Origin of the sequence: Halobium salinum, from assembly GCF_026586625.1 — an archaeon.
Taxonomy (GTDB): Archaea; Halobacteriota; Halobacteria; order Halobacteriales; family Haloferacaceae; genus Halobium; species Halobium salinum.
Map to the genome: position 1 here is coordinate 174,669 of NZ_JAODIW010000005.1, position 26,765 is coordinate 201,433.

The following is a 26,765-nucleotide window of genomic DNA, read 5'->3' on the forward strand; positions in this document are numbered from 1 at the left end:
TCGTCGGTCTGATTACTCCTGAAGAGGTGGTACAGAAATCGCCAATCACAAGCAGAAGAGAAGGTCTACTATCTGAGTTCGGCTGACCCGATGTGGTGTTCATCTACGTCTCAATAATCGCGTCTCCCACTTGGGGCGTCTGGTAGAGCAGTCTAAGAGTAGCAGATCAGTCAAGATAGCTGTAAATTCCACTCTATGTGGATAGAATCGTCCTCCAAGACACACGCTCTGTCTCTATGAGATGAATCACTGACAACTACGGTGAACGAAAGTCGTGCACCGGATCCACCTTCCGAAGGCACGAAAGTCGAAGGTATCGAAGACTCGACAGCGAGAGGCACAAAAGCGTGAAGCCAGGAACGGTAGCTCTATCAATACGATTCCACTTCGATCCTCTCGAATTTCTCGAAATCCTTAGTGTTGTCCGTAACGACCGGCGCACCGAGGTCGTTGGCCACGCCCGCAAGGAGGATGTCCGTCGCCAACTTCTCGTGATACTCGCCCGCTTCTCTCAGTTCGGCCTCGATCTCCGCCGCTTCGAGACCATGCGAAAGGAGGTACGGCTCGACTCGAACCCATTGGAAGTCGTTGCGGATGTCCTGCTGAGTGGGCGTTGGAGACTGAATCAGAAAGCGCCCTACAGCGATTTCCTTGAGGTTGATAGTGGACGTGACGAGCGTCTCACTCTCATGCTCAGAGAGGTAGTCCTCAACCCGAGATTCACCGTTCTGATGGTCGATCAAAAACGTCGTGTCGAGAAACTTCATTCAGGCTTCCCGCTCCTCCTCATCGTCACCCGACTGTATCCGCTCGATGACCTCGTCTTGGCGCTTCGAGAGGCCCTCACTCATCTCTTCACGCTGGTCCTTGACGACTCTCTCGAACTCCTCAGCGTCCTCTTTCATCCGCCCGAACGAGTGGCGCCAATCAGACTGCTCACCGTCGAGGATTCTATCCACGACGTCGCTGAAGCTCTCTCCCTCCCGCTTCTCTGCGGCGAGGCGCTCGTAAACCTCATCCCGGAGTCCGACAGTCTTCGTTCCCATGGTCTGTGTTTGTGTATGCAAACACAAAAACATGCCGCGAGCGTATCAGCTAAGCAGCCAAACATACTTACTGACCGACAGCAACAGACCGACATGGTTAGCGTCTCTAAGTACTGGTCCCGCAAACGCGGTCGAGGTCTTCTTATCGCAGTATCCGCCCTCATAGCCATCCAACTCTCCTACGATTACTGGGCGGCAACGGGACAAGGTAAGAGTTACATTATTTTCATTGCTGTGAGCGTACTGTTGGGTGTACTCTTTGCTATACTTGCGCTATTTGACAACGGTTCGATGTCGGACTGAGACACACGCTCTGACTTTAGGAGCTGAGTCAGTTCGGACTAGGTTGGAAGAAACACACTTTGTTCCGACTGGGCTCGACGTGACTCAGCTCCAAGAGACGCGCCGCGAGTCTATTGGATGCGACCTCTTGACCAATGCTCAGCAACTGTAAAGACAGCTGAAATACAAGAAGGACTCGAGAACATGTCCTTTCTGCGCCGAGTGTGGTGGAACCTCTCTCCTACCGCTCGCGTTGGGCTTTTCGGCCTCGCCACGATCACCTCATTCGCAGTCTGTGTCAGTGGATGGCTGATTGTCCGGCTCCAACTCCTTACTCCTGCGGAGCGGGAGCTGCTGACTGTTCCAATGCTCATCTGTGGGCTGTTTCTTCTTGGGTTGTCTGTCTTCATCGCACTAGATTCACCCGCTACTCCGACTGCTGAATAGACACTCTGTCTGTAGGAGTTAAGTCAGTTCAGCCACCGCTGAAAGAAGCGAAGGAACACAGACTGTCGCTCTCTGGTCGTGTTCAGTTGAGCGCGAAAGCGAAGTGAGCATACCTCTCCCGTGCAGACGGCACGGCTCTGGAGGGCCAAACAAACCAGACGTCTCCGAGCCGCCTGACTGGACGAAAAGCAGTTTTTTCGATGCGTCTGTGGTCTTTCTTCGGTATGACTCGGTTTAGGGGCCCCTACCGTTGTCAGGACCTTGGGAAGATTCAGACGCACCGCCTTCACTACCAGTACCGAGTGACCGGACAGCAGCCCCGGTATCGAGGTGACCTTCACCGTGGTACAACGGACTGCCGAGGTCGGTTGCGGTCTCCTCTAAGTGATTTCGGATTTCGTCAGGAGTCATCTCTGGTCGGAGACTTCGGATAAGCGCAACGACTCCTGCAACCTGTGGTGAAGCCATACTCGTTCCAGCTTTCCACCCGTATGAGGGCTCGAACGGCGGGTCGGGAGCATCGTCGTCATCAGTATCTTCCCCAGAAAAGGTAGTACTCAGCACAAGGTCGTATTTCGCGTTCTCGACCGAGTCTAGTGCTTCGAGATCGGCGTCACCTCCTGGTGCACTGATATCGACAGCTTCCGGCCCGTAGTTAGTATAGAATGCGGGGTCGTGCGTCGGTTCTTCGAGGTGCTTGAGGGCCGCTCGGTAGTTACGCTGTTCCTGACCTTTGCCGTTGCCTGGCCCACCCCACCGATAACCGATCGGACCGGTTGCACTGATGCTCATGTAGTTGTCAGCCTCGTTCGGGAGGCTGATGACGTCACCATCATCGTCGAGATTCGCGCCGTCGTTCCCGGCTGCCGCGACAAGCATCATTCCTTGCTCGTTCGCATACTCACTGGAAGACGTATACGCTTCCCTACGCACTTCGGCTGCCTCGGACCCTTTCGGAAGAGGATACGCACCGAGGCTCAAATTCGCAACGTCTGCATCGATGTTCGCGCTGTAAACGATAGCCGCGATGATATTCCCGAACATCGCAAACGGACCGGAGAACACTCGACAAGCGACAAGGTCGGTATCGGGTGCCATGCCGAGAACTCCGATCCCGTTGTTATCTTCTGCAGCGACGATTCCACCAACGTGCGTTCCGTGGTCACTTCCGACCGGATTGAAATCACCGCTGTCCTGAGTGAAGTTTTCAGAAAGATCGGAATTGAGAGGTCCGTCTAAATCCGGATGGTCCCCGAAGATACCCGAGTCGATGATGGAAACACGGGTCCCTTCGCCCCGTGTGATGCCGTGGACATCGGGTACGTTTTGGGCTTGCTTGTCCCACTGTAGATAGTACAGTGGGTCGCGTTCATCCTTTGGACCGCCCCAGGGTGGAGGCCCTCCAGGCTTGCTATCGCGCTCAACCGGCGGGCCGGCGTCATCTCGGTCCTCGAGTGAGAGTTTGATGTCCGGTTCTACTCGTTTTTCGTCTACTGCAGAAGGATTGCCTCGAACGACGGCGAATTCGATTTCATTGAGCCAGTAGATGATTTCGACGTCGTCGAACCGTCTCTTCGACAAGCCGCTCGTATCCACGATGTATCGCTCCTCTGCCGGAGCAGCCGAAACTGGGATTGTACCGAGCGTGATTCCACCGACTGCAGCACCTGTCTTCGTCAGAAACGATCGACGGCTATGATCTTCCATTGCAGATCATGTTCAATCAGTCAGTTGATTATGAGTTTTGAAACCCAACAAATTATCTTATTTATATATTTAATTTCACCTATTAGATTTTATTATATAATTTGAAATATTCTATTGAATAACTAGTATTTTCATACGAAATTCAAACAGAGGCATAGGACAAACCGAACTATTCGACAATCAGATCTCATCAGTGGTATTCGACCGTCGCGGAAGCAGATGCTGTGCCTTGGAAGAGTGCTTCAATGACCTGCTTCTTGAGCAACAGCATGTCCTCACAAAACACTAACTCGATAGTAGAGGGCAGATACTCATTGAACAGGGCTCACTCAACTCGAGCAGGAGGCAGAAACACGAGCTGCGTAGGAACGGCCCACTGTTCCTCCTCTGTCACGGTAGTTTGCTCACACCTGGAATCGAACTCCGATTGGTGCTGTGTGAATGTATCAGCCACCTTCTCTGTCCGTTCATTATAATGAATGCAAGGCGAAAACCCGCGCCTTCAGGCGCGGGAGGAAACCGACAATCCCTCTTACAAACCACGCACGATCGCAGGCCGGCTCCCCAACGCCAACCCAAGTTATTATAAACACTAACCACCACGTATGAAATACAGATGGTGGACGACTTACGCACTCGAACCGTCCCCGTCAAACTCGATGTGGGCGAGAGTGCCGCCAGTCTCCTCCACCAGACAACCGACCACTTCCTCGACGCCGCCAACCACGTCGTCACCGTCGCGTGGGAACCTGACTGGAAGATCACCAGCAAACAGAAACTCCACGACCAAACGTACTACGACGTTCGAGACGACTCGCCACTTCCGGCCAACCTCGTGCAATCCGCACGAAACCGAGCCGCAGAAGCCGTCAAAGGCTGTATCGAACGCTGGAAGGAAGGCAAGAACGCCTCGAAACCACATTTCACGTCACGGTTCGCCAGTTACGACGTCCGAACCGTCACCGTCAACGACGACCACTGCACGCTTGCCACTATCGACGGGCGAGTTACTGCAGAGTTCGTTCTACCGGACGAACAGCGAGATACGCCGCACTCGGCGTACCTGTTCAACGATGACTACGACGTGAAAGGAGCCACGCTCCACTACGACACAGTTGAGGACTGCTTCTACCTCCATGTGCGGACAAAGCCCGCCGTGGAGAACGATGATGCCGACACAGGCGACGCCAAGCACGTCTCCGTCCTTGGTGTTGACCTCGGCATCACAAACATCGCAACCACCTCAACTGGACGCTTCTGGAGCGGTGGCGAACTCAACCACTGGCACCGCGAATACGAGAAACGCCGAGGGGACCTGCAACAGACCGGGACCCGATGGGCACACAACAACGTCCAACGAGTCGGTCGCAAGCAAACCGGACGGTTCGAGCAGATGCTTCATACCATCTCAAACGACCTGGTTGAAGAAGCTCTTGAGAACGACTGTACGCATATCGTGTTCGAGCAACTCAAGGGCATCCGCGAACGCCTACCGCACGCGAAGGCGGTTCACAAGTGGGCGTTCCACCGCCTATTCGAGTACGTCACGTACAAGGCCGAGTCTGAAGGGCTTGTGGTGAAGCAGGTTAATCCTGCGTACACGAGTCAACGTTGCTCAAAATGTGGATTCACCCACAAGGATAATCGTCCGCACAACAACGGGCAGGACGAGTTCGAGTGTTTGAAATGTGGGTACGATGTTCACGCGGATTACAATGCGGCGAAGAATATCGGTCTGAAGTATCTCCGCGACCAGCAAAAGTCTGGGCGTGGAGGCGCACCTGTAGGCGTGCGCTTGAACAGCGGGACGTTAAACGTGAACGGCGAATATTCGCCTACCGCTCTCAGCGGTTAGAACGGGAGTCCACGCTGAATGCCATGGCGTTCACGCCGTGGTAGCTTACTGGTGGGTATGTGAGGCAAGCCGAATTCTGCGATCATACCGGGAGATACGGTACTTGAGGCAGTTATCTTAGCGATACAACACTTATATGTCTGCATAGAGATGGTTCAGATATGGTAGGACGATTCACTCGCGGCCTCCGAGTCGTCGACGACAGCGTCGACGTCTTCCGCGACAATCCCCGCTTGGCCATCCTTCCATTGTTGAGCCTTCTCTCGATTGGAGGTGCATTCGCCATCGTGCTCGGAACCGCTCTCCGATACGGAGCAGTGAGTTCAGTTCTCACGAGCGACCTCCTCCAGTACGCCGCCATCTTCGTCGCAATCGCAGTTTCGTCGAGCGTCGGGACCTTCTTCAACGCCGCTGTGGTCCACTGTGCATTTCAGTACTTTGACGGCAAGGAGACGTCCGTACGTGGTGGACTCGCCGCCGCATGGCAAGTCCGCCGGAAGATCGCACTCTGGTCAGTGACCGCTGCGACACTCGGGACCGTTCTGTACATCATCGACGAGAACTTCGGTGCGCTGGGATCGCTCGCACGGGTACTGTTTGACCTTGCCTGGGGTCTGCTGACGTTCTTCGTCATTCCTGTACTCGTACTTGAGGATACGAAGGGCCTCAGACCGCTTCTGCAAGAAAGCGGTACGGCGTTCCGTGAGACGTGGGGCGAAAGCATCACCGCTTCGCTTGGGATCTCGTTCGTGTTCTTTCCCGTTGGGGTAATCGGACTTAGTGTACTCGGATGGGCGTATCTGTTCGCAAGCGGTGTCCCAGCACTTCTCATAGGGTCGGCTGGATTCATCGTTCTCGTCGCAGCAATGGTCGCAGCGCAAGTGCTCGGAATGGTTGCCCGAACAGCTCTTTACCGGTACGCCGTCGCCGATGAGAAGGTCGGTCCGTGTGCAGGCCGGAACCCCGAGACTATCTTCCCATCGGACTGAAGTACCTCTCCGGTCCAGCCGTTCTACCGTCGAATGCGAGTTCGACAATGAGTGAACTGATGGACGAATCTCAATCCAGACAACCCCCGGGTGTACGTGTCGGCAACGACTACCATGGGTTCTCGTCTAATTTTAGTCACAAAGGAACGCTTTCGGCGGTGAATCATACGGCAGACGGCTAATGCGAATTGTGTCGGAATATCAGTATTCAAATCTACCCGTCATTTCGTTTCAGTCGAGAAGATCTACGGGACACGAAGTAAGCTGACGGCGCTGAACTAGTATAGAACTCAGCTATTCACCGGTAGTGCTAATCTCTCTAGCCGTCAAAATTCTAATGCTAGATGCGTGCAAGTCCGACCCAGAGAAGCACCCCAACGTGAAAGAGGATGAACGGCGCGAACAACACACCAAGAGCCATCGCGAACTCGGGACTGACGTTCGGGTCTAAAATGAGCCCAGCTGGGAGTATCAAAAAGAACAGGAACAAGAGCCCGACAGTAGCGACGACACTAAGGTCCTGTTCGGGACGTTCAGTCTTCTGCACCGGTAATCCAAGTGTCTTGACGGCCTGTTCGATATCTACGACGGGGCCGAGTTGGACCTTCGAACCCTCTACCTCCTCAACTCCGGAAATGGTGAGCGTCCCCGTATCGAGCAACCGATCCGCAATCGCGTTCTTCACCGAAAACGACGACCGCGCGATGTCGGCCGTCCACTGGGGGGATTCAAGCAAGGTGTCGTAGGCGACAAGTAACTTGCCACGACGCTGATACTCAATAGTCCCATAGCGAAGGTAGTAGCTGAGGATACGGACTCCGGCGATAGCAAGGATAATCAGCGCCGTAATCACAATCCACGATGATTTCCCGGAAATGAGCGCGAGGACGAATAGACAGAGAACAATGATTCCGAGTCGACTGGCGAAGCCGAAGAGGATGTACGGCAGACTCGTGAGTATGACCGGCGTCCGAGTGACGCGAACACGGCTGTCCACGGCCGCGTCTGGAAGGTCGATTTCGGGTGGGGCTTCACGAACCTCCTCCTCGTCGAACAAGTGATCACCGAGTCCGAACAACGGTTTCTCGACGCGTTCTGCGTAGAAGCCGTACACCGACAGGAGCGTCTTTCCGAGAACTGCGACGGCAAAGAGGAGGAGGTTCGTGTCCGAACCACTACTCCCAATCGTTAGGAGGCCGACCCACATGAGCGAGAATGTGAGTAGCATCGGCGTCCGGAGTATCTCTCGTGCCGACACCTCCCTATAGCGCTCGTCTCGAACGTACTCGGTTATGAACTCAGCGAGTTGTGTGACCACCAACCCGAAGATGCCTGCGATTAGTCCGGCAGAGAGAACCGAGCCCAGCGATGACGACCAGAAGAGCAGCGTCATCGGAACGAGGAACACGGCCCAGAAGCCGAGTATCGTGAGCGCGAGCGGGATGTTACGCGGATAGACCGGTGGCCAGTCCGACCGAAGATCCCACCCACCTCGTTTCTCGCGGAGTTCGTGAAGCGGTTCGATGCCGCTCGTAACGTCCGGGGAGCCACGCTCTGCGAGGAGGGCTTTGACCACGGCGATGAGGACGGTCACGAAAGCTTCGACCCAGTAGAGTACGAGCAGCGACGTGAGACTCCAGTCCCAAATAGTGATACCTATGAGCGGGAAGAGATTCACGCAGGCAACCGCAAGCATACCGACCAGCAGTGTCGCAACGGAGGTGAGGCGCGCGCGGACCGGGCGGTCGTTCACGGTAGGACGAGGGAATAACTGGTTATTGATTTGTCGGTACAGTATCGAGTATTCCAGCACTTAGCCTGTCCTTGTCGACTTCTCGAGCGTCAGCCTCGGAGTCAATCCCCGAGCCACCCGCCTCACGTATCTGTAGCGTTCGAGCAGTCTGCGAGCGATATTAGTCGCCCCTTGTTCTGGTTCACCCTCTGGGCGGGCGACCAGCGAACCGTTCACGAATGTGCGAGCTTCCAGAAACCCATCGGAACGATACCGAGGAGCGGAAGCGATACTGGAAGGAGCACCCACGAGACGGACGGACCGACTGGTGTGGTAGCCACGACGATACTGCTGACGGCGATGAGGGCGGCCGAACCGACCGCAGCACCGACGAATCGCCAGTCGAGTGGCGAGAGATCGGTCGACTGGAGAGGAATGTCGAACGCCTTGACGAACCTCTTCGGGTCGCTGACTGGGCCAAGCGTCCGCTCGGTTCCACCGCTGTCCCAGCCCGTCGTAACAGTGATCGTTCGCGTCCCGAAGTGCCGGTCAGAGGGGCGCGTTTCGACGACAGTAGCGTCACGGAGTTCGGTGAGTGGCGTTGTCCACTGTGGCTCGTCAGTTAAGCGGTCGTAAGCGACGAGCTGGCCACTTATCCGATAGTACGTCGTCCACCAATTCATCAGAACGACCTCTATGGTGTCGCCGGCGACCATGAGGCCCAATAGGACGAGGCCGGCGAGGCCGCCCGCGAGCCAAAGCGTTAGTGAGGGCTCTCCTCCCCCGAGAAACGCGGGCACGCCGAGCCAGACGAACCCAGCCAACACGACGTAGAACGGTCCCGTCTCCGAAAGAACACGCCAGACTGCGGCTGCCGCGATCGACCCCTGGTCGACATCGACCGTAGCCGACGGTTGGCCCACAGGGACGTCGACCGAATCGGCGGTAGTGGTGCTGTTGGGCCCGGAGAGCCACCTAGTTAGTCGTCCAGCGCCGCCGTGTTCGGCACTGAAGCCGGACCACTCAACGAGCACCTTCATAGCTACGAATGCGACGAGCACGGATTTTGCTCCTCCAACTACGACAATGAATAGAAAGACCGCGAGGAAGAGCCCTTGGCGAGCGGGAATTTCGATGACGGCGTACGGCGAAATCTCCGCGTACCGGCCGTTCCGAAAGTAGATGTGTACCGCTTCTGCGACCTGACCGACAATTAGCGCAACGACGCTGAGCAGTACTTCCGGGCGGCCGAGAATGTCGAGGACCGCGACGACCTCCGAGACCGGAGCGAGAACGAAGAAGCCGACCCACACACTACCGCTGACGACTGCGACGGTGAACGGGACGTTCCGTGGATAGACCGGCGGCAAACTATCGTGAACGGTGATATTACCGCGCTTGTTCGTGAGAGCGCTCTTGGAGACGCTGAAGACGCCGTTCTCGCGGTCGGAAGCGGGCGGCTTGCCGGCGAATAGTGCTTTCACTCCCGCGAGCGGCAACAGCACCAGTAACTCGAGCGCGTAAATAGTGACGAGCGTCTCGGGGTTCCAGTCGAACCACGCCACTCCCGCGAGCGGGAGGATGTTGGTGGCGAGAACGGGGAGAAAGCCAAGTGCGGCCTGTGAGGGGTTGCTGTACCGGATGGAGGACACTGGTTGCCCTCTCTCTCGTCGGTGGATATGTCTGGTGGAACGGCTTTTTGAGTTGAACTGGTGGCATCGAATTGTAGAGTGTGAAGTCCGTGTTCAGCAAAGTGGGAGCGAATTACACAGCATATGACAGTAAATGTTTCATCGACCACTCGGGTATCCCCTCTCGTTTGATAAATTCCGGGTCTGTCCAGTCACCAGAACCAGGAGGCCACCGACTTCTGGCATAGAGCACCAAGAAATTACGTCGCCTCGCTCTTCACGCTCACCGAACACGACCGGATAGGCAGTAGGAATTTTAATTATCGGGGGGTCAAGTTATTGTGGTGAGACCCTCCAATGGAGTACGAATTCACCCACAAGCCATCGTACACGCACTTGATTGTGACTCTGGAACCGAGCGAATCAGTGGTCGCTGAACCGGGCGCGATGGTCGGTCACTCTGCGAACGTCTCAATGGAAACTGAGACGAGTCGAGATGGGCTGCTCAGTTCCGCAAAGTCATTGCTGGGTGGAGAATCCGCGTTTGCTAACAAGTTCACTGCCAGAGACGAACCAGGAACAGTAACACTCGCTCCTCCGTCACCGGGCGATATCATGTCCTACGAGCTTCACGAGGAGACTCTGTACTCTACGGATGGTGCGTTTCTGGCAGGGAGTGACGGCATCGATATCGACTCAGAGCTAGGTGACTTCAAATCGATGTTGGGCGAGGCGAGTTTGACTCCCTTGGCGCTGAAGGGGACTGGAACGGTATTCGTCGAAGCGTACGGTGGCTTGGAGAAACTTGAGCTAGCGGCTGATGAGTCCTACGTCTTGGACAACGAACACTTGGTCGCATGGGATAACAGCGTCGACTACTCAATTGAGCGAGTCGGAAATCTCAAATCGTCGCTATTGAGTGGTGAGGGGCTTGTTTTCGAGTTCACCGGACCAGGGACGGTTTGGTACCAGACGCGTGATCTGGACGCGTTAGTGTCGACACTTGCTCAGCGAATGCCCGGTCAAGGACAGTGAACATGTCGACATTTGTCTCGAACGGGAAAAGAATCCAACTACCGCAACCCTGCGAGAAGGAGAATAACTCCGAAGACGATACCTAGACCGAGGAAAGTCGCTCCGGCAACCCCGTAGAGTTCGGCAGTAGTGTACTGGAACTGGGCTCCATAGCGCGTGATTCCAGCGGCGATGAGAAACGTGACACCGGAGCCCGCGAGGACAGTGGCGATGTCGAATCCGCCGGGGTTTCCGATATCGGCCATTGGTATAGTCGTTAGCTGTTTGCGAACGTCGAAAGTCCTGACGGCAGTTGTAGAGAAAGGGAACTGTGGTCTCGTGAGCTGTACAGTGCCAATCAGATTTGGGCGCTAGTCGCCTCCTCGGATTCGAGGGTTTCAGCCCACATCATGAATCGCTCGAATCCCAGTAGGATGACGAGGAACACAACCGCGAACACACCGGTTTGCGCGAAGTTGAGTAGACCCGTGAACGCGATCACGGTGAAGATGTACGCAGCGAGAGCGGCAACCAGACCAGCGACGTAGAGTCGAGTGCGAATTTCCATTACTGCCCTTTATCGCGTTCTCATAACTTAACCACCGCTGTGAGGAGCGATGGAATATAGCACCCCGAATCGAGTCGGATTAGGGTTTGAGCGTATTGATCAGTTCTCTCTCGTTCAATATATCCAGCAGCATATGCGAAATCCTCGGACACGTCCGGAGAGCGCGACGTACCGCTCGCCGTTCTCCTGGTTCTTCACCGGCGTTCCCTCATCACGCCGGTGCCTACCCTCGAGATACTGGTCCTCGGAGTGGTAGTCTTGGATGCCGAGCACGTGTAATACACCAATCCACATCATCGTATGCTGGAGCAGGGCGACGATGACATGTTTGATAGACGCGTACTGGTAGTTCGTTAGGTACGCGCGGATGTCCGGAGCGGGGTCGGCTTCCAGCATCACGCTCCGCACGTGCTTCCGCGAGTCGACGGACGGCGGGAGAACCTTCGTACTTAAGTCCTGATACACACCGTCGACGGACTCCAGCCAGAACGAATACGCAAAGCGTGTCCATCGGTGATTTCTCAGGCGGTGGTGCGAGGTCGCCGTCGTCTCGCCTCCAGATGCGGTTCAGTAGGTTAGGAGAGGGTCTACATCTCATCTGGTGGGAGCGTCAGTGAAAGACTCGCGGCACCGCTATAGAAGCTGACTCGCGTCGAGCCTGGTCGGAAGAAAGGTCATTTCCTTCATCGTCAGTCGGGATGACTCAGCTCTCAGACAGGGACACATCAAACCTCGGTCGAATACGGTTGAGTGGGTCGACATCGAGTTCTTCGAGGGGCTCTCCGCGGCCGCCGTAACTCGACGGTCGACACTCCCCGAACAGCACGGAGCCGAGCTACTCCGACGCCGCTTCTTCGATCTGCTGTGTGGCCTCGACGACTTCCGCGTGGGCACGGCCGTTCGACGCGACGAGACCGCGGCTCCCGTAACACCAGTCGTTCCCTCGGAGGTCGGTGACGGTCCCCCCAGCCCACTCGACGAGCGCGGCGCCCGCGATCGTATCCCAAGGGTTCAGATCGTCGAGGTTGGTTATCGCTGCCTCGATTTCGCCCGCGGCGACGGCGGCGAGGGCGAGTTGGGTCGACCCGTAGCGTCGGAGGTCGCTGAACCGTCTGACGACCTCACCCGTCGCGGTTGCGAACTGGTCCCGACTATCGAATCCCCACCAGTACGTCGGTGCGACCATGAACCCGGTCGGATCCGACCGGTCGCTGACCGAGACTGGTCTGTCGTTTCGCCGGACTCCGGTCGGATCGCCGGTGTAGATGTCGTCCCGTTCCGGAACGACAGTCGCGGCAGCAACCGCCTTCGCGCTATCTATCGCCGCTACGCTGGTACACCACAGGGCGTTGCCACGCGTATAGTTGTACGAGCCGTCGATGGGGTCGACGGTGAACGCGAGTCCGTCACTGGGCACCTCTTTCGTCGCCTCACCCACCTTCTCCTCCCCGATGATGGGTGCATCCGGATACGCTCGGGTGAGGGTGTCGATCGCGGTTGCCTGAGCCGCTCGGTCGGCGTCGGTCACGACCGCCGCCTTCGAGTCCTCTTTGTACTCTACGTCGAGTCCCGTTCGGAAGAGATTCTCCGCCGCAGCCCCGCCCGTGACGGCGGCCTGTTCGACGACCGGGGCGTAGGGGGAGGGCGCCGACGCCTTCGAGGACGCTTCCTCCGGCGACTCTCCGTCCCCCTCGGACTGTTCACCCTGTGCGGACGCCGAGGTAGCGATTCCGATGCTGGTGACTCCACCCGCGACTCCTTTCAGGTAATTTCGCCGATTGAATGAGTCGACCATCCGTCGGCGTGATAGAGTATCACAGCCAATAAAAGCAAGTGATTATCCTCCGTCGTACCTGTCGAGTCGTGCAGAGGCGTCTCGACTGGCACGGACCAACAGTCGAGCGCGAAGCGGTTCGCGGGGAGTTGATCAACCGGCTCTCGCGGTCGTCCTTCCGGGACGGAAACGGGCGATTCTCGACGAATAGTCGGGTTCTCGTCCCCTGGAAATCGATACGTCGGAGGCGGTCGTGACACCTGCATGGACGATTCCGCTCCCGACCACCGGCCTCCCGAGGAGGCGTTCGCACTCCTCGGCAACGACTTACGTCTCCGCATCGTCCGGGCGCTCAGCGAAGCGGGCGAACCCCTCCCCGTCTCCGGCCTTCGGGAGCGGGTCGAAGAGCGGGATAGCGGTCGATTCAATTACGACCTGGTGAAACTCGACGGCTGGTTCGTCACTCGAGCGTACGGCCTCAATCACCATATTCGTGCTGAAATTTTCATCTCCTGGATAGAGAGTCGAACCACATCTTTCTGACCGGCCTGCGCCCAGTACTCGGTAGGGGAAATTCGAACAGCTGACAACTACTTCTGAGTCGCAAACATGGACACACTCCGTCCCTAGCAGCTGAGTCAGTCCGACCGGTACTACAAGAAACACCCTCTCGTCGGCCCGGAATCGGCGTGAGTCTGCTCAGAGAGTGGTGCCGTCTTTGAACATCACCCCCCTAACATTCGGATTACGTTTGCCTACCGGACTGCCGAAGACAGAGGGAGAAAGATTCGGCACCGTCTGTACCTTCTGTACCTGCTGAACCTTCCGAGTCGTCCGAACACTCAAAACGCGCAGAACACGTTCGGAACGACGACGGGGTGGCTCGGGAGCGGCCGAGAGACGTTCGAGAAGCGGTACTACTCCGAGTGGACGACGTACCCGCGTTCGCTCCGTTCGAGGCGCACGTAGGCGGGGAGCCGTTCGTCGTCGACCGGCGACAGTGCGAGGAGTTCGTCATCGGTCGTCCCGACCCACTCCCTCCCGGTCTCGGTGTCCCAGCAGCAGGGGGTCCAGTCGCCAGCCTCGAAGCGCGCCCAGATTTGACTCTCCGTAACGAACTCACCCGTCGACGACCGGTAGACGGTCTCTTCGATGTCCTGGGACACGTCCACATCTCCACGACCGATTCTAAGTACCTGTTGTACCACCATCGAACGTGTTTAAATAGGTCGGAGAACCCGAAGGCGGGACGGATGGTGTCCCGGGGTTCGCACTCGCAGTCCCCGTCGGCGTTCGAGACCGCGAAGATAGCGGTTCGCGTCCGCTACGGGTCGCGTCTGACGCCGATGCCGCCGTCGTCGTCGTCTCGGTCGCGGTTGCCAGACGACCGCTCCGCGGGGACCAACAGCCCGTCGCCGGTCAGTTCCCGCACGAGGTGGAGAACACACTGGGGGACGAGCCGGTCGTCCCAGTGGTCGGCGGTGGCGTGGACGCGGTGGTCACCGACTCGGACGTACCGGAGGATAGGCACCGGCCTGCGGTCCGCGCCGGCTTCCGGATAGGCGACGAAGTACTCGAACTGCCGGTCGGTGGCGTCGTGGACGGTGATTTTGAACAGTGGTGAGAGACGGGTGGTCTCGCCCTCGGTGCCCGCGGTCCGCGGTGTCACCGCCTGCGGCTCCCCGGCGAAGGTGACCACTCGTCCGTCGCAGCTCGGACAGCGTCCCGGGTGGCTCCCCGTACCGAGGTAGGTGTAGTCGTGCCCACACTCGTAACACCGGAGGTCCGACTCGAGGTCGGCGGTGGGGGTGTGGGATGCGTCGTTTCTGGTGCCCGGATCGAAGCTCATAGAGATAACCTCTATTCACGGCGTCGCCCGGGCCCGTTGTAGCTTCGATGCCAACAGAGATTGGTTTGTCGGTAACCCCGACAGTCAGTCCATCACACACCTCTGACCGCCGATGCCGTAATCGGCCGTCTCGACCGGTGTGAAGGGAGTATCCGAATAGGTGACGGGCGGCGACGAGTTCGGGCGCGCGGACGGCGTACGGGAGCAAATATCGTGGATTCGAGCCGGTCGAGACCGGCGTCGGGCGCTCACGAGCGGCCGAGCACCATCGGCGGGAGTCGAGAGTGTCGACAGCGACGAGAATCGGCCGGCGGTACTGACCGAGGAGCTACCGCTCCGGTCCCGTCGGAGTCAGCGGGACTTATACACGCGACGCCCGTACGACCGACCGAATGCGCTCCATTCACTGTCACGTCTACGGTGGCGGGGGTGACGCGCCGTGAGTACGGCGAACCGCTCCGTCGCCGCCGCGGTCGCGACGCTCGTCAGCGGGACGGCGCTGGGAATCTTCGGGCTCGCCTTCGGGACCGTGCTCGCGCTGATCGCCCTCCTCGTGCTCGTCGCCGGCGGCATCGTCGAGTTCACTGCGACGGTCACGCTCGTCGTCGGCCTCCTAATGACACAGGGGGTCGGCTGCTTCTGTACGGCCATCGGTTACAGTCGGTACCGGCACCGACTCACCGGACTGCTCGAGCGCGTCGTCGGCGAGCGAAGCTGGCTCGCCACACGGCCGTTCCGGATTCCGGCACGCGTCCCGACGCTGAAGGACCTCGCCTACGTCGCCGGCGCCTACGTCCTGGCGTTCGGCGGCGTCACGGTGGTCGGGCTCCTCGTCTCCGCCACCGGCGTCGAGGCCGCGAACAACGCCGCCGCCGAGACCGGGATGCAGAACCCCGAACTCCTGCTCCTGCTGATTCCGGGTTCGATTCTCCTCATCGGCCCGGGAGAGGAGCTCCTGTTCCGGGGCGTCGTGCAGGGTCGGTTCCGCGAGCACTTCGGCCCCGCCGTCGCTATCGTCTCGGCGAGCCTCCTCTTTGCGGCCATCCACTTCACCGCGTTACAGGGTGCCGCCGGGGCGCGGCTGGTGACCATCGGCATCCTCGTGGTCCCCGCACTGGTGTTCGGCGTCGTCTACGAACTCACCGACAACATCGTCGTCCCCGCGCTGGTCCACGGCCTGTACAACGCGACCCTCTTCGGCCTGCTGTACCTGAGCACGGTCGTCGCGCCGACGATGGGCGCCTGACGGCGCGGGTCTCGGAGCGTGACGGGCGCTCGCCGGGGGTCACCTCGGGGTCGGCTGCGCACGTTTCGGTCGGTCGCCATACTTATATGCTGCATTGCGTATCCACAGGTGAACCCCAGATGAGCAACCGTCCCACCGCTCCGGACTCCGAACACGGCACCGCGTCGGTGGCCGATGTCGCGCGTACGCTCCGCTGTTTCGCCTGCGAACGGGAGTACGCCTACCTCGGCACCGACGGCCACCCCGGTGTCTGTCCGTCCTGTGACAGCCGTGCGGTCTCTTTCAGCGGGGAGCCACGGGTTGTTTCGCCGGAGCGCGAACTCGTCGAGAAGTCCCACCTGCAGTTCTCGAACGTGCTCCGGGTAGTCGTCGTCGACGATACCGACCGGCGCTTCGAGTACCTCTTTGCACTCACGGGCGGCATCGGTCAGGACCCGCTCACGGCGACGGCGAAGTACGTCCGCGTCGGCGACCACGTAATCGAGCCGACCGCGGGCGGCCCATACGCCGAACTGTTCCCGAACGCCGTCGGTTCGGTCGTCCGCGAGATCACCGGGAGCCCGCTGTCCCTACCCGGTGACCGCGACTCCACGGACACCGGCTCGGGGGACGTGGGACCGGACGGTGGACGCGACTCGCGGCGCTGAGAGACACAGCGACCCCTGGAGGCTCCTCGGTCGACGGTGTGGCCCCGGGCCGATGGGTCGTCTCCGATTACTCAACCTGCCGCCGAACGGTCCACCTCGGGAGCGGTCGGCTCGGCTCGCGTGCTCGCTCTCCATCCCCCGGTTGTACCGCTTCATTCTTATGAAAATAGTTAGATTCGATATGGTCGCTTCAATCTCGGTGCTGAAGCTGTCGGACCGTGACGGAAGAGGCATGTGGATACGACGGCTCTCGACTTTTCGAGTGTGATTTTCTCCTCGATTGACGCCTAAAGTGCTGCGGCGCGTACAGAGAATGCGCCAGCTATTATGATACTATCCAGTTAGACGCTTCAGCGGGCGTTCGCCCTTCATTCTCGCTGCCAGCATACGAGCGTAGCTGTGCCCAGAATCCCTCTGAGTCGACCTGCGTGCCGTACTGAATGCGAGTTCTTCGACCGGATTACCCTCGTCCGGACGATGCCGGCCCCTCGATTAGACCAGCAACGTACCGGTCGTGCAGTCTAACGAATTCTGATTTTGCGCTATCGTGGCGCCGGTCACTCCACCTCCAGTTCGATGAGTTCGTCGCCCGCCTCGATTTCGGCTTCGTCGTCGACGAGAATCTTCGAAACCGTCCCGTCGGTCTCGGCCGTCACGTCGTAGAAGTTCTTCATCACCCCGACCAGACAGACGGTGTCGCCTGCGCTGACCGTGTCTCCCTCTTCGACGAGGGGGTCCGCTTCGGGGTCCGACCGCCGGTAGAACACCCCTGGCATCGGGGCTGTAATCGTTGTCTTGCTCATAGTTGTTGGTTTTCTGTCGTGTGTCCGCTGTCGACTCGTCGTAACCGTACTCCGTGGGCGTATTTATGTATTCGTCAACTATTACCACAGCAGCAGTTGACGGGCGGTGCGTAGCACCGGGACCGGGGAGTATCGCCGCGGAGGGTGTCACCGAGGGAGTGCTCCCGACGGGCCCTCAGTCCACGTCGACCGAGAGGGACGTTGCCACCTTGTCCAGGGCCTCCCGTCGCTCGGCTCGAGCGTCGAGCGCCTCGTCGACGTCGACCGACTCGAAGAACACGGACTGGTGGGTGCGACGCTGGGCGAGCAGGCCACGGTCGGCGCTGATTACGGTGCCGACCGTCGCGTATCCGCCGCCGGTCACGGCGTCCTGCATCAGCACGATGGGCTGCTGGGGCACCTGGATGGAACCGACTGGGTAGCCGAGGTCGACGACGTTCGACGGGTCGGGGCCGGCGCCGAACGGCTGTTCCCGGGACTCGAACTCCATATCCGGACCTTCGAGGCGGTACCCCACCCGGTCTGCGTCGGCGGCGACCGTCCACTCCGCGCTGCAGAGTTCCTCGCGGCTCTCGTCGGTGAGCCGGTAATCACACAACCCCAGGACGACGCGGACCGTGTCCTCGTCGTAGCTCGGTACGTGGTCGTCGTCGACGGCCCGGCCGACGAGGGCACCCCGGTCGTGGGTCGCCTCGCCGACGGCGAGTTCGTCGCCGGCTTCGAGGGTCCGGCCCTCGTGGCCGCCGATGCCCACGAGGGTGTACGTCGAGCGGCTCTCCATCACCGGTTCGGTGTCGATTCCGCCGGCGACGGCGAGGTAGGTCCGGGTGCCGTCGACGGCGAATTCGAGCGAGAGCTCCTGGCCGGCGTCGACAGCGATGGCCTCCCACATCGGCACCGATTCCCCGTCCAGTTCGCCGTCCATCGTCGCGCCGGCGAGGGCGATGACCCCGGGTTCGGTGAACCGGATATCGGCGCCCTGGTAGGTCATCTCCAGCGTCGCGGCCCCTTCGTCGTTCCCGACGAGGAAATTCGCGACCGCGTGGGCGTAGGGGTCCATCGCGCCGGAGGGTGGCATTCCGATGTGGTAGTGGCCGTGTCGACCGGTGTCCTGTACCGTCGTCGAGATGCCGCCCGCGAGGATTTCGATCATCCGTAGAGCACCTCCTTCAGCTCCTCGTTGTACCCGTGTGGGTCCGCGAAGAACTCCTCGGGGGAGAACTCCACCGTCGCCGTGTCGAACTCGAAGCTCCCGTCCTCGACCGCTTCGCGGACGGAGTCGTACTCTTCGCGGTCGATGCGCCGGAAGTTGAGGATGTCGCCCGGGTTCGGGAACACCATCGACTCCTCGAAGTCGGCGAGTTCCTGGTCGACGTCGAGCACCTCGACGGGTGTTCGTCCGTACAGTTGGTAGCCGCCAGCCCCCTGTACGGGATAGACGGCAGTAAAGGCGCCACCGTAGCCGACCGCCCGGGAGGGTGTGTCGGTGCGCGGCTGGACGTACTTCGGGACCTCGATCTGCTCCTCGCGGGGGACCATCTGGAAACAAAACGGGAGACCGGGGACGAACCCGACCATCGTCACCATGTGGGGCGACCCCGTGTGGGCGTCGATGAAGTCGTCGACGCTGTCGAAGCCGTTCAGCTCGGCGGAGTACTCGAGGTCGGTCGCGTCGGGGTCCTGGTGGTTCTCCCGGAAGCGCATCAGCGTCTCGTGGGTCCACTCGTCCTGGTACAGCACGGGGAAATCGACGATACGCGTCTCCCACTCGTAGCTCGAGATGTCGGTGTCGGCGGCGACCGCCTTCACCTCGTCGACGAGTTCGTTCGGGCCGATCTCCTCCGGTTCGAACCGGAGCAAGTACGAGGCGTTCGCCGGACAGATTTCGGTGACCCCCGGCAAGTCGCGCTCGCGGAGCTGCTGGGTCACCGCCATCGCCCGGAAGTTGGCGTCGAAGCTCATCTCCTGGTCGAGCTCGACGAAGATGTGGTCGTCGCCACCGTGTTCGTACCGGGGCTCTGGGAGGTCCTTCGGTGTGATGCTGTTCGCTGCCATCGTTCTTGTCCCTCGTTCACAGTAGACGTATGTATAGGTGCCGCTCACTCGAGTCGCTCCCGTCGCCCGGACTCGACGCCCGTGGAGGCTCCACGTGGCGACGGGAACACGGACGCCGTCCGCGCCTCCCGTCGGCTCGAAACGTCGCCACGTCTACCGGTTTCGCCCCACGAACTTATATGATAGAGCGGGAAACGTCGGAGCATGTTCGACAGCGTACTCGTCGTCAACCGCGGGGAGATAGCCGTCCGCGTCGTGCAGGCCTGCCACGAACTCGGCGTCGAAGCCGTCGCCGTCTACAGCGACACCGACGAGTCGGCGAAACACGTCCGCCGTGCCGACCGGGCGATGCACGTCGGCCCGTCGACGGCGTCGAAGAGCTACCTCGACCAGGATGCCATCTTCGAGGCCGCCCACGAGGCCGGCGTCGACGCCATCCACCCCGGGTACGGCTTCCTCGCGGAGAACGCCGGCTTCGCCCGCCGCGTCGAGGAGGAGGGGTTCGTCTGGGTCGGCCCCTCCGGCGACGCCATGGAGGCTCTCGGCGAGAAGACGAACGCCCGCCGGCTGATGGCCGAGGCCGACGTGCCCATCGTCCCCGGGACCGACGCAGTGACCGAACCCGAAGCCGTCGAGGCGTTCGCCGACGAACACGGCTACCCGGTCGCCATCAAGGCGGACGGCGGCGGCGGCGGGCGCGGCCTCGTCGTCGTCGAGGGCCCCGACGAGGTGGAGGAGGCGCTGACGAGCGCCATCCGGGAGGGCGAGGCGTACTTCGACAACCCCGCCGTCTACGTGGAGAAGTACCTCGAGAGCCCCCGCCACATCGAGGTACAGGTGCTCGCCGACGGCCACGGCAACGTCCGCCACCTCGGCGAGCGCGACTGTTCGATGCAGCGCCGCCAGCAGAAGCTCATCGAGGAGACGCCCTCGCCCTCACTCACCGACGCGGAGCGCGAGGAGGTGTGCGAGGCCGCACGTCGGGGGTTGGCCGAGGCCGGCTACGAGAGCGCGGGCACGGTCGAGTTCCTCTACGAGGACGGCGAGTTCTACTTCCTCGAGGTGAACACCCGTATCCAGGTCGAACACACCGTGACGGAGGCCGTGACCGGGGTCGACCTCGTGGCGTGGCAACTGCGCATCGCCGCCGGCGAGCCGCTCGACTTCCCGCAGTCCGCCGTCGACCCGGTCGGCGCGGCGATGGAGTTCCGCATCAATGCCGAGGACCCCGCCGAGGAGTTCCGGCCGATGCCGGGCACCCTCGCGAAGTACGCCCCGCCCCGGGGTATCGGTGTCCGCGTCGACGACGGCGTCGACCAGGACGACTCGGTGTCGCCGTTCTACGACTCGATGTTCGCGAAGTTCGTCGTGGTCGCCCCCGACCGCGAGACGCTGGTCCGGCGCGCCCGCCGCGCGCTTCGCGAGGCCGATATCGAGGGCGTGCCGACGACCATCCCGTTCCACCTCGCCGTCCTACACGACGAGACGTTCCTCGGGAACGAACACACGACGAAGTACGTCGACGAAGTGTTCGAGTTCGACGAAGAAGCGGTCTGAGACGGACCGGGGCGCTCAGGCCAGCTCGTCCAGCCCGACGAGGTCGATGCTGTGTTCGTCGGCACGCTCGTGGATAGTCTCCAGCAGTTCGACCGCGTTCGGCCCGTCACCGTGGATACAGATGCTCTCTGCGGGTACGTCGATGACCTCGCCGTTCACCGCCTCCACCTCGCCCTCGGTGGCGATGGAGACGAAGCGGTCGGCGACGAGGTCGGGGTCCTTCGGTTCGACCTGTTTCTCGACGATGAGGCTCCGGTCGGGGTTGTAGTCGAGGTCGACGTACCCCTCGAAGACGGCACGGAGGTCGTCGAACTCCTCGGCCACCTCGTAGATGTTCATGTCCGTCGCCAGGTAGACGAGTTCGGGGTCCACCTCGAGGACGGACTCCATGACGGCGCGGGCGTGGTCTGCGCTTTCGGAGAGCATCGAGTACATTGCGCCGTGGGGCTTGACGTGCTGGACCTCCAGGTCGTGACGGGCGGCGAACCCCATAAGCGCGCCCAACTGGTAGACGACGTAGTCCCGTACCTCCTCGGGCGTCGCGTCCATCGTCCGACGACCGAACCCCATCTTGTCCGGCAGTCCGGGGTGGATACCGACGCCGACGCCGTGCTCGGTCGCGAGTTCGACCGTCTCGCGCATCACGTGGGGGTCGCCCGCGTGGAAACCGCCCGCGACGTTCGCGGAGGTGATGTACGGCATCACCTCGTCGTCGCGACCCATCTTCCAGTTGCCGAAGCTCTCGCCCATGTCGCAGTTGATGTCGATTTCGACCATGCCACACACTCCCATCGAACCGGAGATATAGCTTGTGACCGAGGCCGTCCCGTCGCCGATTTCGCCGACGGCTCTCACGGCAACCACGATACGGTGTGCCAAACTATATGCCCCGGCTCCGCCGAGTAGTCTCATGAGCGCGGGCCCACCCATCGAAGAGCTACACATAGCCGACGCACCGCAGATGAAAACCGACGTCCCCGGGCCGCGGTCGACGGAACTCATCGACCGGCAGCAGGAACTCGACAGCGCCGCGGTCGCCTACCCGAAGCGGGTTCCCATCGCGCTCGACGAGGCACGAGGGGCGACCGTCCGCGACGTGGACGGCAACGTGTTCCTCGACTTCTTCGCCGGCATCGGCGTGTTGAACGTCGGGCACTCGAACCCCTACGTCGTCGAGGCCGTCAACGACCAGACGGAGAAGTTGGTCCACACCATCGACTTCCCGACCGAGGCGCGGCTGGACTTCATCGAGGCGATGGACGGCATCGCACCTGACGGGCTCAGCGGCGAGAGCAAGATGGTGTTCGGCGGCCCCAGCGGCAGCGACGCTATCGAGGGCTCCATCAAGCTCGCGAAACACTACACCGGCCGCCACGGGATGCTCGCCTTCGAGGGGTCGTACCACGGTGGCACCGCCGGCGCGCTGAGCCTCACGGGCGGCCGCAAGTACAAGGCGGGCTACGAACCGCTCCTGCCCGACGTGGTCCACGCGCCGTACCCCTACCGCATCGAAGAGCGAGGGAGCGACGCCGACGCGACGGCCGTCTGTCCGGCAGCGGACTGCTGTGGCGACCTCTCCTGTGCCCGGGCGCTCGACCGCGTGCAGTCCGTTCTGGAGGACCCCTACGGCGGGAAGCAGACCCCCGCGGCCATCTGGGTCGAACCCATCCAGGGGGAGGGCGGCGTCGTCGTCCCGCCGAAGGGATTCCTGCGGGGGCTGCGCGACCTCGCCGACGACAACGACGTGATGCTCATCTTCGACGAGATTCAGTCCGGCTTCGGCCGCACCGGGGAATGGTTCGCCTCCGAGTGGGACGGCGTCACCCCCGACGCGATGACGCTCGCGAAGGGTATCGGCGGCGCCGGCGTCCCGCTCGGTGCGATGCTGTACCACGAGAAGTTCGACACGTGGGGGCCCGGTGGCCACATCGGCACGTTCCGCGGCAACGTCCCGGCGATGCGCGGCGGCATCCGGGCCATCGAGTACATCCGGGAACACGACCTGCTCGCCCACGCCCGCGACCTCGGCGAGTACATCCGCGACCGTCTCCGCGAGGCCGCGGACGCCAACCCGGAACTCGTCGACGTTCGTGGCCGCGGCCTCTTCATCGGCGCCGAGTTCCGCGACGAGTCCGGGACGCCTCGCAAGAGCGCGGTGAAGGCGGTCCAGCAGTACTGCTACGAGCGCGGCGTGCTCGTCTGGTCCGCCGGTCGCCACGGCAACGTCCTCCGCCTGCTGCCGCCGCTCGTGATGACACACGCCCAGGCCGAAACCGGCCTCGACGTCGTCGTCGAGGCCATCGAGGCGCACGCGCCCGACGCGTGAGCGGTTCGTAGGAGTGACCCGAGTCGGTCCCTCTCGCCCGACCGACTCGCCGCCGGCTTCGACATCCGTGGACCTTCACAACGTTCCGACCACGCTAAACGCTCCTCGCGTTCAGTACAGGTTGAACGCTCAGAACAAATTGCGCCGGGCGGGAAGCCCGCATCCCGGGTCGGTGCGGAAGACCGGACCGACCGCCCGGAGCGCCCGCCGCGTAGACGTCCGCTACCCGCCGCTCACGCGTCCGGCCAGCGCTCGATGTAGATGGCCTTGTCCGTGTAGAAGTGGATCATGTCCTCGCCCTGGGCGTGCAGGTCACCGAAGAACGACTCCTTCTGTCCGCCGAAGTGGAAGAACGCCATCGGCGCGGCGGTGCCGGCGTTGACCGCGAGGTTCCCCGCCTCGGCCTCGTGTTTGAACCGGCGGGCCTCGCTGCCGCGCTCGGTGAAGAGGCTGGCGGCGTTGCCGAACTTGCTCGCGTTCAGCGTCTCGATGGCCTCGTCGAAGTCAGCTACCTTCGCGAGCCCGACGACGGGACCGAATATCTCCTCGCGGGCGATGACCATGTCGCCGGTCACGTCGCCGAAGACGGTCGGGCCGAGGAAGTTGCCGTCCTCGTACCCCTCGACCGTGATATCGCGGCCGTCCCGGAGCAGGGTGGCGCCCTCTTCTACGCCGGTCTGGATGAAGTTCAGCACGTGGTCCACGTGGTCGGGCGTGATGAGCGCGCCCATGTCGGTGCCCTCGTCGAGGCCGTAGCCGACGGTGTAGTCGTCCGCGGCCTCGACCAGGAGGTCCGCGAACTCGTCGTACACGTCCTCGTGGACGAGGACCACGTCGTTAGCGAGACAGCGCTCGCCGGCGCAGGCACACGAGGAGGAGAGCGTCTTCTCGGCGGCGAACGCGAGGTCGGCGCTGTCGCTGACGATGACGTGGTTCTTCGCGCCGCCCTGGGCCTGCACGCGTTTGCCCGCCGCCGCGGCGGACTCGTACACGTGCCTCGCGACGGGGGTGCTGCCGACGAACGAGATGCCGGCGACGCCCTCGTGTTCGATGAGGGTGTTCACCGTGTCGGCGCCGCCGTTGACCAGCGAGACGACGCCGTCGGGGAACCCTGCCTCGTCGACGAGTTCGAACAGCTGTTGGGCCACGAGCGGGTCGCGCTCGCTCGGCTTCAGGACGAAGGAGTTGCCCGTCGCCACGCAGTAGGGGAGGAACCAGAGGGGAATCATTCCCGGGAAGTTGAACGGCGTGATGGCCACGAACGTCCCGAGCGGGCGACGCACCGCGCTCTCGTCGATGTCGGGGGCGGCGTTGGCGAGGTTCCCCGCCTGCATCATCGTCGGGATGCCACAGGCGACCTCGACGTTCTCGATGCCCCGCCGCAGTTCGCCCTTCGCCTCCGCGAACGTCTTGCCGTGTTCCCGCGAGAGGGTCCGAGCCAGGTCGTCCTGGTGTTCCTCGAGGAGGGTCTTGAATCGGAACAGGGGTTGAATACGGGCCTCGACCGCTTCCGAGCGCCACGACTCGAAGGCCGTGTTCGCGGCCGCGACAACCTCGTCCACGTCGGCCTCGGTGCTGAAGGGAACGTGCGCGAGGGTTTCGCCCGTCCCCGGGTCGACCACGTCCTGTCCCTCGCTCCCGGTGACCTCGCGCCATTCCCCGTCGACGTAGTTCCGCACGCTCCCGTCGTCGGTCAGCGACTCCGTGCTAGCCATGGACGACCCACTACAGCACGCGGCATAAGTGTTCGCTGAACAGCGTTCAGGGTGTCGGGAAGAAAACCGGAAAACGTCCGAATTTGGTCCTCTGGGGCAGTATTCTGTCCCTTAGCCACCACGTGTGACCAAAGATTAATCACCCCGTCCGTGGAAGTCGTGGTATCCGATGACAAGCGACGAGTGTGCGACCGACGGCGGAACCGACGGACTGAACGAGGTGGAGGCGATGGACAAGGAGTACGTGTTCGGCACGTGGTCCTACCAGAAGGAGGTCTCCCCGACGGAGATGGTCGACAGCGAGGGGGTGTACTTCACCGACGCGCGCGGCGAACGTCGGCTCGACTTCTCCGGTCAACTGATGTGCGCGAACCTCGGCTACTCGGCGGACCGCGTGGCCGACGCGATGGCCGAGCAGGCCCGTCGCGGGCCGTACTTCGCGCCTTCGATGACGACGGAGAACCGCGCCCGGCTCGGGAAGCATCTCGCCGACATCACGCCGGGAGAGCTCTCGAAGACGTTCTTCTCCACGTCGGGGACCGAGGCGGTCGAGGCCGCCATCAAGATCGCCCGTCTCTACACGGGCAAGCACAAGATCGTCTCGCGCTACCGCTCGTACCACGGCGCGACCTACGGCTCCATCAGCGTCACCGGCGACCCGCGGCGACTGATGGCCGAACCGGGCATTCCCGGCACTATCAAGGCTCCCGACCCGTACGCGTACGGCTCGACGCTCGACCCGATGGAGAGTCTGGAGTACATCGGCGAGATGCTCATGCTCGAGGGCGACACCGTCGCGGCCGTCCTCGTCGAACCGGTCGTCGGCTCGAACGGCATCCTCGTCCCGCCGAAGGAGTACCTCCCGCGGCTGAAGGAGATCGCCCACGACCACGGGGCGCTGCTCATCGCCGACGAGGTGATGGCGGGCTTCGGTCGGACGGGCGAGTGGTTCGGCTGTGACGTGTTCGACGTGGCACCCGACATCATGACGATGGCGAAGGGGCTGACCGGGGCGTACGCGCCGCTCGGCGCGACGGTCGTCACCGGCGAAATCGCGGCCCACTTCGAGGAGAACATGTTCTGTCACGGCCACACCTACGCGGGCCACCCGGTCGCCGTCGCCGCCGGCCGCGCCGCCGTCGAGACGTACATCGAGGACGACCTCATCGACCACGCGCGCTCGGTCGGGGACTACCTCGGCGACCGACTCGACGAACTCGCCGAGGACCACCCGAGCGTCGGCGAGACCCGCGGCGTGGGGCTGTTCCGCGGCGTCGAACTGACGAAGCGCTCCGACAGGCGGGAGCCGTTCGGCCACCGCAAGGACAAGATATCGACCGGGAAGACGGTCGTCGACGAGGTGTCCGGAGAGGCGTGGGACGACGGCGTCTACCTCGCCAACATGATCAACACGCTCATCATCGCGCCGCCGCTGGTCATCTCCGAGGACGAAATCGACGAGGCCGTCGCGGTGCTCGACGACGCGCTCCGCCACTCCGACCGGGCGATGGAGGCCTGAGTC

General features: G+C 61.5%; 26 protein-coding genes. 10 read left to right on the forward strand and 16 right to left on the reverse strand.

The window, feature by feature from the left end:
- Positions 1-371: 371 nt before the first annotated feature.
- The 3 genes from N5095_RS02270 to N5095_RS02280 form a co-directional block, all read right to left on the reverse strand.
- Entirely contained in the window at positions 372-767 is a 396-nt protein-coding gene (locus N5095_RS02270) for a PIN domain-containing protein (RefSeq protein WP_267620619.1), read from the reverse strand.
- Positions 768-1,046 (reverse strand): antitoxin VapB family protein, encoded by a 279-nt coding sequence (locus N5095_RS02275; RefSeq protein ID WP_267620621.1) that lies wholly within the window; start codon positions 1,044-1,046, stop codon positions 768-770.
- 963 nt (positions 1,047-2,009) lie between these two features.
- Positions 2,010-3,482: a S8 family peptidase gene (locus tag N5095_RS02280; protein WP_267620623.1), complete on the reverse strand. Its 1,473-nt coding sequence runs from the start codon at positions 3,480-3,482 to the stop codon at positions 2,010-2,012.
- Between the two features lie 616 nt (positions 3,483-4,098).
- On the opposite strand from N5095_RS02280, the gene N5095_RS02285 reads away from it, so the two are divergent.
- Both N5095_RS02285 and N5095_RS02290 read left to right on the forward strand, forming a co-directional pair.
- Positions 4,099-5,337 carry an RNA-guided endonuclease InsQ/TnpB family protein gene (locus N5095_RS02285; protein WP_267620625.1) on the forward strand — a complete coding sequence of 413 codons (1,239 nt, stop codon included), beginning with the start codon at positions 4,099-4,101 and terminating at the stop codon, positions 5,335-5,337.
- Positions 5,338-5,498: 161 nt separating this feature from the next.
- The gene (locus N5095_RS02290; RefSeq protein WP_267620627.1) at positions 5,499-6,326 is read left to right on the forward strand and encodes a DUF6159 family protein; all 828 of its coding nucleotides are present in this window, start codon (positions 5,499-5,501) and stop codon (positions 6,324-6,326) included.
- A gap of 340 nt (positions 6,327-6,666) precedes the next feature.
- Here N5095_RS02290 and N5095_RS02295 read toward each other — a convergent pair whose 3' ends face one another.
- Both N5095_RS02295 and N5095_RS02300 read right to left on the reverse strand, forming a co-directional pair.
- On the reverse strand, positions 6,667-8,079 hold the full coding sequence (locus tag N5095_RS02295) for a DUF6498-containing protein (protein WP_267620629.1): 1,413 nt from the start codon (positions 8,077-8,079) through the stop codon (positions 6,667-6,669).
- Between the two features lie 212 nt (positions 8,080-8,291).
- Positions 8,292-9,710: a DUF6498-containing protein gene (locus N5095_RS02300; protein WP_267620631.1), complete on the reverse strand. Its 1,419-nt coding sequence runs from the start codon at positions 9,708-9,710 to the stop codon at positions 8,292-8,294.
- A 336-nt stretch (positions 9,711-10,046) separates the two neighbouring features.
- Here N5095_RS02300 and N5095_RS02305 point away from each other — a divergent pair, with 336 nt between their 5' ends.
- Entirely contained in the window at positions 10,047-10,724 is a 678-nt protein-coding gene (locus tag N5095_RS02305) for a TIGR00266 family protein (protein WP_267620633.1), read from the forward strand.
- Between the two features lie 38 nt (positions 10,725-10,762).
- Here N5095_RS02305 and N5095_RS02310 read toward each other — a convergent pair whose 3' ends face one another.
- From N5095_RS02310 to N5095_RS02325, 4 genes are all read right to left on the reverse strand, one after another.
- Entirely contained in the window at positions 10,763-10,969 is a 207-nt protein-coding gene (locus tag N5095_RS02310) for a hypothetical protein (protein ID WP_267620635.1), read from the reverse strand.
- Between the two features lie 92 nt (positions 10,970-11,061).
- Positions 11,062-11,271, reverse strand: coding sequence for a hypothetical protein (locus tag N5095_RS02315; protein WP_267620637.1), 210 nt, complete (start codon positions 11,269-11,271; stop codon positions 11,062-11,064).
- A 114-nt stretch (positions 11,272-11,385) separates the two neighbouring features.
- Positions 11,386-11,736, reverse strand: coding sequence for a hypothetical protein (locus tag N5095_RS02320; protein WP_267620639.1), 351 nt, complete (start codon positions 11,734-11,736; stop codon positions 11,386-11,388).
- Positions 11,737-12,106: 370 nt separating this feature from the next.
- Complete coding sequence (locus N5095_RS02325) at positions 12,107-13,066, reverse strand: inositol monophosphatase family protein (protein ID WP_267620641.1); 960 nt, start codon at positions 13,064-13,066, stop codon at positions 12,107-12,109.
- Between the two features lie 68 nt (positions 13,067-13,134).
- Here N5095_RS02325 and N5095_RS22625 point away from each other — a divergent pair, with 68 nt between their 5' ends.
- Together N5095_RS22625 and N5095_RS02330 are read left to right on the forward strand one after the other, a co-directional pair.
- Entirely contained in the window at positions 13,135-13,302 is a 168-nt protein-coding gene (locus N5095_RS22625; RefSeq protein WP_464368998.1) for a DUF8030 family protein, read from the forward strand.
- A gap of 7 nt (positions 13,303-13,309) precedes the next feature.
- Positions 13,310-13,588, forward strand: coding sequence for a DUF7347 domain-containing protein (locus tag N5095_RS02330; RefSeq protein WP_267620643.1), 279 nt, complete (start codon positions 13,310-13,312; stop codon positions 13,586-13,588).
- Between the two features lie 374 nt (positions 13,589-13,962).
- Here the strand turns inward: N5095_RS02330 and N5095_RS02335 are convergent, their stop codons facing one another.
- A complete protein-coding gene (locus tag N5095_RS02335; protein WP_267620645.1) occupies positions 13,963-14,211 on the reverse strand; it encodes a hypothetical protein in 249 nt (82 codons plus the stop codon).
- A 158-nt stretch (positions 14,212-14,369) separates the two neighbouring features.
- Positions 14,370-14,894, reverse strand: coding sequence for a hypothetical protein (locus N5095_RS02340; RefSeq protein ID WP_267620647.1), 525 nt, complete (start codon positions 14,892-14,894; stop codon positions 14,370-14,372).
- 439 nt (positions 14,895-15,333) lie between these two features.
- On the opposite strand from N5095_RS02340, the gene N5095_RS02345 reads away from it, so the two are divergent.
- Together N5095_RS02345 and N5095_RS02350 are read left to right on the forward strand one after the other, a co-directional pair.
- Positions 15,334-16,140, forward strand: coding sequence for a CPBP family intramembrane glutamic endopeptidase (locus N5095_RS02345; RefSeq protein WP_267620651.1), 807 nt, complete (start codon positions 15,334-15,336; stop codon positions 16,138-16,140).
- Positions 16,141-16,259: 119 nt separating this feature from the next.
- Positions 16,260-16,787, forward strand: coding sequence for a hypothetical protein (locus tag N5095_RS02350; RefSeq protein ID WP_267620653.1), 528 nt, complete (start codon positions 16,260-16,262; stop codon positions 16,785-16,787).
- Positions 16,788-17,344: 557 nt separating this feature from the next.
- Here the strand turns inward: N5095_RS02350 and N5095_RS02355 are convergent.
- The 3 genes from N5095_RS02355 to N5095_RS02365 form a co-directional block, all read right to left on the reverse strand.
- A complete protein-coding gene (locus tag N5095_RS02355; protein ID WP_267620655.1) occupies positions 17,345-17,590 on the reverse strand; it encodes an acetyl-CoA carboxylase in 246 nt (81 codons plus the stop codon).
- Positions 17,591-17,765: 175 nt separating this feature from the next.
- Positions 17,766-18,743, reverse strand: a complete 978-nt coding sequence (locus tag N5095_RS02360) for a 5-oxoprolinase subunit C family protein (RefSeq protein ID WP_267620657.1) — start codon at positions 18,741-18,743, stop codon at positions 17,766-17,768.
- The gene (locus N5095_RS02365; protein WP_267620659.1) at positions 18,740-19,645 is read right to left on the reverse strand and encodes a 5-oxoprolinase subunit B family protein; all 906 of its coding nucleotides are present in this window, start codon (positions 19,643-19,645) and stop codon (positions 18,740-18,742) included. Before N5095_RS02365 ends, N5095_RS02360 begins: the two co-directional genes overlap by 4 nt.
- Before the next feature lie 204 nt (positions 19,646-19,849).
- Between N5095_RS02365 and N5095_RS02370 the strand changes: the two genes are divergently transcribed.
- On the forward strand, positions 19,850-21,202 hold the full coding sequence (locus tag N5095_RS02370) for an acetyl-CoA carboxylase biotin carboxylase subunit (protein ID WP_390202479.1): 1,353 nt from the start codon (positions 19,850-19,852) through the stop codon (positions 21,200-21,202).
- A 15-nt stretch (positions 21,203-21,217) separates the two neighbouring features.
- Here the strand turns inward: N5095_RS02370 and N5095_RS02375 are convergent, their stop codons facing one another.
- Positions 21,218-21,979 (reverse strand): LamB/YcsF family protein, encoded by a 762-nt coding sequence (locus tag N5095_RS02375; protein WP_267620661.1) that lies wholly within the window; start codon positions 21,977-21,979, stop codon positions 21,218-21,220.
- Positions 21,980-22,112: 133 nt separating this feature from the next.
- Between N5095_RS02375 and N5095_RS02380 the strand changes: the two genes are divergently transcribed.
- Entirely contained in the window at positions 22,113-23,528 is a 1,416-nt protein-coding gene (locus N5095_RS02380) for an aspartate aminotransferase family protein (protein ID WP_267620663.1), read from the forward strand.
- Between the two features lie 233 nt (positions 23,529-23,761).
- Here N5095_RS02380 and N5095_RS02385 read toward each other — a convergent pair whose 3' ends face one another.
- A complete protein-coding gene (locus N5095_RS02385; RefSeq protein ID WP_267620665.1) occupies positions 23,762-25,243 on the reverse strand; it encodes a CoA-acylating methylmalonate-semialdehyde dehydrogenase in 1,482 nt (493 codons plus the stop codon).
- A gap of 169 nt (positions 25,244-25,412) precedes the next feature.
- Here N5095_RS02385 and N5095_RS02390 point away from each other — a divergent pair, with 169 nt between their 5' ends.
- Complete coding sequence (locus tag N5095_RS02390; RefSeq protein ID WP_267620667.1) at positions 25,413-26,762, forward strand: aminotransferase family protein; 1,350 nt, start codon at positions 25,413-25,415, stop codon at positions 26,760-26,762.
- Positions 26,763-26,765: the final 3 nt, after the last annotated feature.

Bases quoted from the DNA above. Each gene is read 5' to 3' on its own strand.
- N5095_RS02270 (WP_267620619.1), bottom strand. From the start codon at position 767: ATGAAGTTTCTCGACACGACGTTTTTGATCGACCATCAGAACGGTGAA.
- N5095_RS02275 (WP_267620621.1), bottom strand. From the start codon at position 1,046: ATGGGAACGAAGACTGTCGGACTCCGGGATGAGGTTTACGAGCGCCTC.
- N5095_RS02280 (WP_267620623.1), bottom strand. From the start codon at position 3,482: ATGGAAGATCATAGCCGTCGATCGTTTCTGACGAAGACAGGTGCTGCA.
- N5095_RS02285 (WP_267620625.1), top strand. From the start codon at position 4,099: ATGGTGGACGACTTACGCACTCGAACCGTCCCCGTCAAACTCGATGTG.
- N5095_RS02290 (WP_267620627.1), top strand. From the start codon at position 5,499: ATGGTAGGACGATTCACTCGCGGCCTCCGAGTCGTCGACGACAGCGTC.
- N5095_RS02305 (WP_267620633.1), top strand. From the start codon at position 10,047: ATGGAGTACGAATTCACCCACAAGCCATCGTACACGCACTTGATTGTG.
- N5095_RS02310 (WP_267620635.1), bottom strand. From the start codon at position 10,969: ATGGCCGATATCGGAAACCCCGGCGGATTCGACATCGCCACTGTCCTC.
- N5095_RS02315 (WP_267620637.1), bottom strand. From the start codon at position 11,271: ATGGAAATTCGCACTCGACTCTACGTCGCTGGTCTGGTTGCCGCTCTC.
- N5095_RS02325 (WP_267620641.1), bottom strand. From the start codon at position 13,066: ATGGTCGACTCATTCAATCGGCGAAATTACCTGAAAGGAGTCGCGGGT.
- N5095_RS02330 (WP_267620643.1), top strand. From the start codon at position 13,310: ATGGACGATTCCGCTCCCGACCACCGGCCTCCCGAGGAGGCGTTCGCA.
- N5095_RS02340 (WP_267620647.1), bottom strand. From the start codon at position 14,894: ATGAGCTTCGATCCGGGCACCAGAAACGACGCATCCCACACCCCCACC.
- N5095_RS02350 (WP_267620653.1), top strand. From the start codon at position 16,260: ATGAGCAACCGTCCCACCGCTCCGGACTCCGAACACGGCACCGCGTCG.
- N5095_RS02355 (WP_267620655.1), bottom strand. From the start codon at position 17,590: ATGAGCAAGACAACGATTACAGCCCCGATGCCAGGGGTGTTCTACCGG.
- N5095_RS02360 (WP_267620657.1), bottom strand. From the start codon at position 18,743: ATGATCGAAATCCTCGCGGGCGGCATCTCGACGACGGTACAGGACACC.
- N5095_RS02365 (WP_267620659.1), bottom strand. From the start codon at position 19,645: ATGGCAGCGAACAGCATCACACCGAAGGACCTCCCAGAGCCCCGGTAC.
- N5095_RS02370 (WP_390202479.1), top strand. From the start codon at position 19,850: ATGTTCGACAGCGTACTCGTCGTCAACCGCGGGGAGATAGCCGTCCGC.
- N5095_RS02375 (WP_267620661.1), bottom strand. From the start codon at position 21,979: ATGGTCGAAATCGACATCAACTGCGACATGGGCGAGAGCTTCGGCAAC.
- N5095_RS02380 (WP_267620663.1), top strand. From the start codon at position 22,113: ATGAGCGCGGGCCCACCCATCGAAGAGCTACACATAGCCGACGCACCG.
- N5095_RS02385 (WP_267620665.1), bottom strand. From the start codon at position 25,243: ATGGCTAGCACGGAGTCGCTGACCGACGACGGGAGCGTGCGGAACTAC.
- N5095_RS02390 (WP_267620667.1), top strand. From the start codon at position 25,413: ATGACAAGCGACGAGTGTGCGACCGACGGCGGAACCGACGGACTGAAC.